General features: G+C 72.0%; 6 protein-coding genes. 3 read left to right on the top strand and 3 right to left on the bottom strand.

What is annotated here, in order from left to right:
* Positions 1–417: 417 nt before the first annotated feature.
* Both ABZ354_RS10285 and ptsP read left to right on the top strand, forming a co-directional pair.
* Entirely contained in the window at positions 418–864 is a 447-nt protein-coding gene (locus tag ABZ354_RS10285) for a PTS glucose transporter subunit IIA (protein WP_358654964.1), read from the top strand.
* Positions 865–941: 77 nt separating this feature from the next.
* Entirely contained in the window at positions 942–2,612 is a 1,671-nt protein-coding gene (gene ptsP, locus ABZ354_RS10280; RefSeq protein WP_358654962.1) for a phosphoenolpyruvate--protein phosphotransferase, read from the top strand.
* Between the two features lie 61 nt (positions 2,613–2,673).
* Here ptsP and ABZ354_RS10275 read toward each other — a convergent pair whose 3' ends face one another.
* Both ABZ354_RS10275 and ABZ354_RS10270 read right to left on the bottom strand, forming a co-directional pair.
* Positions 2,674–3,579, bottom strand: coding sequence for a hypothetical protein (locus tag ABZ354_RS10275; RefSeq protein ID WP_358654960.1), 906 nt, complete (start codon positions 3,577–3,579; stop codon positions 2,674–2,676).
* A gap of 161 nt (positions 3,580–3,740) precedes the next feature.
* Positions 3,741–5,708 carry an acetoacetate--CoA ligase gene (locus ABZ354_RS10270; RefSeq protein ID WP_358654958.1) on the bottom strand — a complete coding sequence of 656 codons (1,968 nt, stop codon included), beginning with the start codon at positions 5,706–5,708 and terminating at the stop codon, positions 3,741–3,743.
* Between the two features lie 213 nt (positions 5,709–5,921).
* Here ABZ354_RS10270 and ABZ354_RS10265 point away from each other — a divergent pair, with 213 nt between their 5' ends.
* A complete protein-coding gene (locus ABZ354_RS10265; protein WP_358654956.1) occupies positions 5,922–8,297 on the top strand; it encodes a glycoside hydrolase family 31 protein in 2,376 nt (791 codons plus the stop codon).
* Here ABZ354_RS10265 and ABZ354_RS10260 read toward each other — a convergent pair.
* On the bottom strand, positions 8,291–8,818 hold the full coding sequence (locus tag ABZ354_RS10260) for an NUDIX domain-containing protein (protein WP_358654954.1): 528 nt from the start codon (positions 8,816–8,818) through the stop codon (positions 8,291–8,293). The genes ABZ354_RS10265 and ABZ354_RS10260 overlap by 7 nt on opposite strands.
* Between the last annotated feature and the right edge of the window lie 22 nt (positions 8,819–8,840).

Raw genomic sequence — 8,840 nt, 5'->3', positions numbered from 1 at the left:
TCTGGCGTTGACTTTTGGCACGCTGTTGAGTTCTCAAGGAACGGACGCTTCCTTTGTACTCACCCTCTCGGGCTTTCCTCCGGGCGCTTCCCTCCAGTCTTGCGTCTCCGACTCTATCAGTGATTTTCCGTGTCTCTGACCACGTTCTGCGAGCACGCAGAAGTAACCCCGAGATAGGAACTGCTGAGTTGGTTGCCCGGCCGGACACCGCGTAGGTGTTGTTCGGCCCCGGGCAGGTCTTCGACTGTACATCGGGCTCGGGAGCAGGTGCAAATCGCGGTGGGCCGACGCCCGGGTCGCGAAGCGGAACCTCTTATGCGGAACCGGCACTTCACGTGACATACGCTGCTGCACAGTGCGCCGTCACGGATCGCCGAGGACGGTCCCCGTCTAAATCTCCTTCTCTGGGAGGCTTCCATGACCATCGTGTCGTCCCCGCTGACAGGACGTGTCGTCGGACTGGCCGCCGTGCCGGATCCGGTCTTCTCCGGGGCCATGGTCGGTCCGGGTACGGCGATCGACCCCGTGCGTGAGCCTTCGGAGGCCGTGTCCCCCCTGGACGGAGTCGTCGTCTCACTCCATCCGCACGCTTTCGTCATCGTCGACGAGCAGGGGCACGGTGTGCTCACCCACCTCGGCGTCGACACGGTGCAGCTCAATGGCGAAGGCTTCGAGTTGCTCGTGGACAAGGGTGACAAGGTCACGCGTGGTCAGAGCATCGTGCGATGGGACCCGGTCGAGATCGAAGCCTCGGGCAAGTCCCCGGTGTGCCCGGTCGTGGCACTCGAAGCCACGGCGGGGTCGCTCTCCGAGCTGCGCGAGGGCGGTGTGAAGGCCGGCGACACGCTCTTCCACTGGACGTGACGTCGTGCCGTCGCCATGGCGGCGAGAAGGCAACGAACGCTGCGGCGGATGCCGCCGCTCTATCGGAGACGGGTGAGATGGAGACAACGCTGCGAGGCGTCGGCGTCAGCCACGGGGTGGCGATCGGCGAGGTTCGGCACATGGGAACGGCGGTGCTCGAACCGCCGGCCAAGCAGATCGCGGCCGAGGACGCGGAGCGTGAACAGGGGCGCGCCCGCAAGGCCGTCGAAGCTGTGGCTGCCGACCTGATGGCGCGTGGCAACCTCGCCGGTGGTGAGGCACAGGCCGTGCTCGAGGCGCAGGCCATGATGGCGCAGGACCCCGAACTGATCGCGGACGTGGAACGGCGTATCGCCGTGGGCAGCACCGCCGAGCGCGCGGTGTACGACGCCCTCGCCGCGTATCGGGCGCTGCTGGCGGGTGCCGGTGAGTACCTCGCCGGGCGGGTGGCCGACCTGGACGACGTGCGGAACCGTATCGTCGCGCGGTTGCTGGGGGTGCCCATGCCCGGGGTTCCGGACAGCGACCAGCCGTACGTCCTTGTCGCTCGTGATCTGGCGCCCGCCGACACGGCGCTGCTCGACCCGGCGCTGGTGCTGGGTTTCGTGACGGAGGAGGGTGGGCCGACCAGCCACAGTGCGATCCTCGCGCGGGCGCTCGGGGTGCCGGCGGTCGTGGCGCTGCCCGGCGCCGGGGAGCTCACCGAGGGCACGGTGATCGCTGTGGACGGCAGCACGGGCGAGATCTTCGTGAACCCGAGTGAGGAGAAGAGAAAACGGATGGAGGCGAAGGCGACCGAGCGGCGTGCGGTGCTTGCCGCGTCGACGGGGCCGGGTGCCACCTCCGACGGTCACAAGGTGCCGCTGCTGGCGAACGTCGGCGGTCCTGCGGACGTGCCGGCGGCTGTTCAGGCCGGGGCGGAGGGTGTCGGTCTCTTCCGTACCGAGTTCCTCTTCCTGGACGACAGCGGGCAGGCGCCGTCCGCGGAGAAGCAGGTGGCCGCCTACCGCCGGGTGCTGGAGGCGTTTCCCGAGGGCCGGGTCGTCGTGCGGGTCCTGGACGCCGGTGCCGACAAGCCGCTGGACTTCCTGACGCCGGCCGACGAGCCGAACCCGGCGCTGGGCGTGCGAGGTCTGCGGACACTGCTCGACCACCCGGAGGTGCTGCGCACGCAGCTGGCCGCGCTCGCGACGGCCGCGGAGGGTCTGCCGGTGTACCTCGAGGTCATGGCCCCGATGGTGGCGGACCGTACCGACGCCAAGGCGTTCGCGGACGCCTGCCGGGCGGCCGGGCTGCGGGCGAAGTTCGGCGCGATGGTGGAGATCCCGTCGGCCGCGCTGCGGGCGCGTGCGATCCTGCAGGAGGTCGAGTTCCTGTCGCTCGGGACCAACGACCTGGCGCAGTACACCTTTGCCGCCGATCGTCAGGTGGGCGCGGTGGCCCGGTGGCAGGACCCGTGGCAGCCCGCGCTGCTCGACCTGGTGGCGCTGTCCGCCGAGGCGGCACGGGCCGAGGGCAAGAGCTGTGGTGTCTGCGGCGAGGCCGCCTCCGATCCGTTGCTCGCGTGTGTGCTGGCCGGTCTGGGTGTCACCTCCCTGTCCATGGGTGCGGCGTCGATTCCCTATGTGCGGGCGACGTTGGCGAAGTACACGCTGGCGCAGTGCGAGCGGGCCGCGGCGGCCGCGCGGGCGGCCGACACGGCGGAGGAGGCCCGCAGCGCCGCTCGGGCGGTGCTTTCCGGGGAGTGAGGCGGCCGGCGTCGATCGGCTGTGGTGAGGGGCGCTCCGCCTTCGGGGCGCCCCTCACGTGTCAGTGATCTTGGTGGTGGTGTCCGGAGGTCGCCGGTCCCGGGTCTCCGAGGTCGGGGGGCTCGCGGTAGTCGACGCCCGACTCCGGGCCGATCAGGTCGCCGGTCTCGGTGTCGGTGCAGTAGGCGTCGAAGACCTCACCGGCGGTGAGGGGTTCCAGGCCGTCGGCACGCAGGCGCCATCCGTAGATGTGGTCGGGGGTGCCGGGGACGCTGGTGCGCATGACGATGCCGCCCGGGTGGTGGCTGGTCAGGCCGAGGGCCAGGACCGTGGTGAACTCGAGGGCCTCCGTCTCGTCGAGCCGGGTGGCACCGTCGGTGTCGTCGTCGGCGCGCAGGACGGCGAGCAGGGTTTCGGGGGGTCCCGCGACGCTGCACACGAGGTGCCGGTCGCCGCTGCGCGATGTCGCGAGGATGCGGAGGAGCAGTTCCGAGGCGCGGACGAAGGCGGCGTGGCCGATGTCTTCGCCGCAGGTGGCGCAGGTGCCGAGACGGGCCAGCAGGGTGCTCGCGCACTCCCGGGTGGCCTGTCGTAAGGCTGTGTCGATCAGGCGGGGCAGGAGATCGGTGAGCGGCTGGCCGTCGTAGGGGACGGACGCGCCGGTGGCGGCGAGCTCGGCGGTGAACCGGGCGCGGCTGGCGGGTCGGTCGGGGTCGAGGCCGGTCTCCTGGCAGAACTCCGCGTAGTCGGCCGGGTCGAAGAGGGCGACGGTGGTGATCGTGCCCTGGGTGGCCCGGGTCCTGAGGAGGGACTCCACTTCCCGCAGGTAGGTGGTGTGGTCGTCGAAGGTGAAGCTTCGGTAGCGCCGCATGGCACGGAAGTCGTGCTCGTCGGTCAGCAGGCCGATGGTGCCGGCGATTTCGCGGCGCAGAACGCGTCGCATGGTCCGGCGGTCGGTGTGCGCCATGTTTCCCCCTGTGCGCAGTCGATCAATGCTCACTCACAGTAATCGGCGGCACTGACAACGGGGCGCGGGCAGGCGGGACGGGGCACGCGGAGAGGCGCGGATTCCGCCGGAGTGGCCGGCGGAATCCTCGTAGGTGCGGGGGTGACCGGTTCGCAGGACGGTCAGGGGCGGTGGGCGGCCAGCTTCTCGTAGAAGTGCAGGAGGTCGAGGTTGTCGATGGATCCCGGGTTGACCGCCTTCTCGATGGGGGTGCCCTGGAGGAGGCGCTTGACCGGGACCTCGATGCGTTTGCCGGTGAGGGTGTGCGGGACCCCGGGGACCTCGATGACCTCGTCGGGGACGTGGCGGGGGGAGAGTTGTTCGCGGATGGTCCGCTTGATGCGGTTCAGGAGTGCTTCGTCCAGGACGGCGCCGGGGGCGAGGTGCACGAACAGGGGCATCCAGTAGCCGCCGTCGGGCTGCTCGACGCCGATGACCAGGGATTCCTTGATCTCGGGGAGCCGTTCGACGGCTTCGTAGATGTCGGCGGAGCCCATGCGGACGCCCTGCCGGTTGAGGGTGGAGTCGGAGCGTCCGTGGATGACGACGGAGCCGCGGGAGGTGACGGTGATCCAGTCGCCGTGCCGCCACACGCCGGGGTAGGTGTCGAAGTAGCTGTCGTGGTAGCGGCTGCCGTCGGGGTCGTTCCAGAAGTGGATCGGCATGGACGGCATGGGGTTGGTGACGACCAGTTCCCCCACCTCGTCGACGAGCGGACTGCCGCCCGGGTCCCAGGACTGCAGGTCGGTGCCCAGGCAGGGGGCCTGGAGTTCGCCGACGTACACGGGGAGGGTGGGGACGGCTCCGGCGAAGCAGGAGCACACGTCGGTGCCGCCGCTGACGGAGGCGATCCACATGTCGTCGCGGACTTCGTCGTGCAGCCAGCGGAAGCCGTCGGGCGGCAGGGGCGAGCCGGTGGTGGCCACGCAGCGCACGGTGCTGAGGTCGTGGTCCCGCGCGGGGTGGACGCCGGCCTTGCGGCAGGCCATGACGTACGCCGCCGAGGTGCCGTAGAGGGTGGCTCCGGTGCGTTCGGCCACGCGCCACTGCGCGCCGGTGTCGGGGTAGCCGGGGCTGCCGTCGTAGAGGACGACCGTGGTGCCGGTGAGGAGGCCGGAGACGAGGAAGTTCCACATCATCCAGCCGGTGGAGGTGTACCAGAAGAACGTGTCCTCGGGGCCCAGGTCGCAGTGCAGGCCGAGCTGCTTGAGGTGCTCGACCAGGATGCCTCCCTGGGACTGCACGATGGCCTTGGGCAGGCCGGTGGTGCCGGAGGAGTAGAGCACCCACAGGGGGTGGTCGAAGGGGACCTGCTCGAAGACCGGGTCGGTGTCCGCCGAGGTCAGGGCCGACCACTCCAGCGCGCCCTCCGGGGGCTCGGTGCCGAGGAGGGGAATGTGGACGACGGCGCGCAGGGTGGGCAGTTCGCGGCGCAGTTCGGCGACGGTGTCGCGGCGGTCGTGTTCCTTTCCGGCGTAGCGGTAGCCGTCGACGGTGAAGAGGACGACCGGTTCGACCTGCTGGAAGCGGTCGAGGACGCTGCGGGCCCCGAAGTCGGGTGAGCAGGACGTCCACACGGCGCCGACGGCGGCTGTCGCGAGCAGGGCGACCACGGCCTGCGGGACGTTCGGGAGGTAGCCGCTGACGCGGTCGCCGGGGCGTACGCCGAGGGCGCGCAGTTCGGCGGCCAGGGAGCCGACCTGTCGGCGCAGTGCGGACCAGGTGACGGGGCGGGGTTCGTGGGTCTCGTCGACGTGCAGGAGGGCCGGTTCGTCGGCGCGGGTGCCGGCGGCGCGCAGGGCGTGTTCGGCGTAGTTCAGGGTGGCTCCGGGGAACCACCGGGCGCCGGGCATGGAGCGGTCGTCCAGTACGCGCGCGCAGGGCGTGGCGAAGCGGACGTCGAACCACTCCGTGACGGCCTTCCAGAAGGTGTCCAGCTCGTCGACCGACCAGCGGTGCAGGGCCTCGTAGCCGCCCTCGGCGGGGGCGCCGTGGTGTTCGGCGGCCCAGGTCTGGAATCTGGTGATCTGTGCCTGGGCGATGCGTGCCGGATCGGGTTGCCAGAGCGGCTCGGGGTTCAGGGTCGACATGGGGCGGCTCCCGGACTGTGCGCGTCGTGTGCGTCCTCCGCGCACGGGCTGGGGTGTGCGCGTGACGCGGCTGACAGGGACGATGCCACGTGATCGACTTCAATACCAGGGTGTGCCCCACATAGTCCGTGTCGTGAAGATGTGGGCCGGGCACGAGTGAACGGAAGTTGAACGGGGCGCCGTCGGGGGGCGCGCAATGGCAGGCTGAGCAGCATGAACGGTCGTGACCTGGTGCGTTCGGTGAAGGCGGTCGGTTCGGCGGGGGTGGCCCAGGGGTTGCGTACCGTACGGGCGGCGTGGCGCAGGCGGCGTGCGGACGCCGTGGGGCTGCCGCGGCGGGGTGCCGAGCGGGCCCGGGTGCCGGGCTCGGTGCGCGGGGCCGCGCCGGGGCCGGGCGGCGGTGTGCTGCGGTTCGACCGGTCGGAGCTGCGGATCGTCGTCGCCGTGAACGGAGCGGTCTTCTGGGGCTGGGACGGGGCCGGGCCGGAGCCGTCGTACGCGCTGGCGGGGCGCTGCCCGGAGCCGGATCCGCGGGCGCTGCTGGAGCCGGACAAGGACGGCGGCTGGAAGGTCGTGTCCGAGCGGATGACGGTCGTGGTGTCCCGGCACGGCGCGATCGAGGTCCGTACGCCGGGCGGGGTGACGCTGCGCCGTGAGGAACCGCCGCGGTGGTGGGAGCCGGTGGGAGGCGGTCCGGCGCGGTGGATGCAGCGGTCGCGGGTCGCGGCGGACGCCCGGTTTTTCGGGCTGGGGGGCCGCGCGTCGGGGCCCCGGCTGCGGGCGGGGACGTACCGGCTGTGGAACACCGACCCCGGCCGGGCCTTCGCGCCGGGGGCCGATCCGCTGTACATCACGATGCCGGTGCAGATGGTGGTGGCCGACGCGGGGACGCATCTGGTCTTCCACGACACCTCCTGGGACGGCACGGTGACGCTGCGGGAGGGTGAGGAGGGGGAGGGGTCCGGGCACGACCGTGAGGGGTCGAGCGTGCTGCGCGCGGACGGCGGTCCGTCGCGGTGCTGGGTGATGGTGGGCACTCCCGCGCGTGTGCTGCTCACCTGGGCCTCTCTGACGGGAAGTGCGGCGGTGCCGCCCGCGTGGGCGCTCGGGTACCAGCACGCGCGCTGGGGCTTCGGCTCGGAGCAGGAGGTGCGGCGGGTCGTCGCGGGCTACCGGGAGCACGGTCTGCCGCTCGACGCGGTGCACCTGGACATCGACCGCTACGACGCGCACCAGGTGTTCACCGTCGACGAGGACCGCTTCCCGGGGCTGCCGCGGCTGGCCGAGGACCTGCGGGCGGACGGGATCCGGCTGGTGTCGGTCGTCGACCCCGCGGTGCGGGCGGCGCCCGGCAACGCGGTGTACGAGGCGGGGACGGCCGGGGACGCGTTCGTGCGGGACGCCTCGGGGGAGGTCGTACGCGGCGTGGTGCGGCCCGGGGAGGCGGTGTTCCCGGATTTCACGGACGCGCGCGTGCGTGCCTGGTGGGGCGGGCTGTACGAGGAGCGGCTCGCGCGGGGGTTCGCCGGCTTCTGGCACGACATGAACGAGCCGACGTCGTTCGCCGCGTTCGGGGAGACGACGCTGCCGCGGTCGGCGCGGCACGTGCTGGAGGGGCGCGGCAGCGACCACCGGGAGGCGCACAACGTGTACGCGCTGTGCATGGCGCGGGCGGCCTGCGAGGCGTTGCGCATCCTGGTTCCGGACCGGCGGCCGTTCGTCTTCTCGCGCTCGGGCTGGGCGGGCATGCAGCGGTACGGCGGGACGTGGTCGGGGGACGTGGCCACGGGCTGGCCGGGGCTGCAAGCGTCGCTGGCCCTGGTGCTGGGCCTCGGGCTGTGCGGGGTGCCGTACTCGGGGCCGGACGTGGGCGGTTTCGACGGGAGTCCGTCGCCCGAGCTGTATCTGCGGTGGTTCCAGCTCGGGGCGTATCTGCCGCTCTTCCGTACGCACGCGAGTCTGCGGGCGGGGCCCCGGGAGCCGTGGGAATTCGGCGCCGACGTGTTGGAGCATGCGCGCGCGGCACTGCTGGAACGCCGGCGGCTGCTGCCGTACTTCGTGACGCTGGCGCAGGTGGCGCGGCGTACGGGGGCGCCCTATGTGCGGCCGGTGTGGTGGGCGGCGCCCGAGGATCGTGCGCTGAGGGACTGCGAGGACGCGTTCTTGCTGGGTGACAGCCTGCTGGTGGCACCGGTGTTCGCGCCGGGTGTGGAGCGGCGTGCGGTGCGGTTGCCGCGGGGGCTCTGGTACGACACGGCGACGGAGCGGGCGTACGAGGGGCCGGCGCGGGTGCTGGTGGAGGCGCCGCTCTCCCGGATCCCGGTGTTCGCGCGCGCGGGTGCCGTGATTCCGGTGCGCGGGGCGGAGCGGGGTGTGGAGCTGGAGGTGTGGGCGCCCGCCCCCGGGCGTTCGGGGGGCGGGCTCGTCGTCGTGGACGCGGGTGACGGCTGGGAGGAGCCGGAGATCGAGCGCTACGTCGTCCGCCGGGAGGGACGGAACGTCGTCGTCGAGCGGGAGGGTGAGGACGGCGTGCGCGAGCCGCCTCACCCGGTCCGCGTGCGCGGGCTGGGGCGGCCGTCGGCTCAGTAACGGCCCTCGAACCAGGCCTGTACGGCCACGCTGTGCAGCGGGAAGGCGAGCTCCTCGGGCCTGCGCAGCAGGTGCCAGCCCTCCGTCTCGTCGGTGGCGGCGGAGGGCGGCAGGCCGTCGGCGGACCGCGTCGGCAGGACTCCGAAGAGCAGCAGGTGCCCGTCGGGCGAGCTCATGGCGTCGGCGAGCCGCACGTCGCGGGTTTCCGCGTCGATGCCGGTCTCTTCCTTGAGTTCGCGGACCACGGCGTGCCGCCAGTCCTCGTGGTCGTCGACGTAGCCGCCGGGCAGGGCGATGCCGCCGGCGGCGGGGGCGACGGTCCGTGTGATGACGACCAGGGCGGTGCCGGTGGTGTCGTACACGGGCTGGAGGGCCACCGCTACGGGGAGGGGGTTGCGATAGGCGACGGCGCCGCAGGCGGGGCAGGTGCGGGGCCAGCCGGAGACGTCTTCCGCATAGGGCGCGCCGCATCCCGAACAGTGGGATCCCGGGGCGGAGTTGGGGGTTTGGGTTTCGGACACGCGGCGGACTGTATCCGATCAT

The organism is Streptomyces sp. NPDC005925 (genome assembly GCF_040638805.1).
Classification (GTDB): Bacteria; Actinomycetota; Actinomycetes; order Streptomycetales; family Streptomycetaceae; genus Streptomyces.
This window is presented reverse-complemented; position numbering and strand designations above follow the sequence as displayed.

Excerpts from the sequence above, each read along its gene's own strand:
- ABZ354_RS10265 (WP_358654956.1), top strand. The coding sequence starts at position 5,922 with ATGAACGGTCGTGACCTGGTGCGTTCGGTGAAGGCGGTCGGTTCGGCG.
- ABZ354_RS10270 (WP_358654958.1), bottom strand. The coding sequence starts at position 5,708 with ATGTCGACCCTGAACCCCGAGCCGCTCTGGCAACCCGATCCGGCACGC.
- ABZ354_RS10275 (WP_358654960.1), bottom strand. The coding sequence starts at position 3,579 with ATGGCGCACACCGACCGCCGGACCATGCGACGCGTTCTGCGCCGCGAA.
- ABZ354_RS10285 (WP_358654964.1), top strand. The coding sequence starts at position 418 with ATGACCATCGTGTCGTCCCCGCTGACAGGACGTGTCGTCGGACTGGCC.
- ptsP (WP_358654962.1), top strand. The coding sequence starts at position 942 with ATGGAGACAACGCTGCGAGGCGTCGGCGTCAGCCACGGGGTGGCGATC.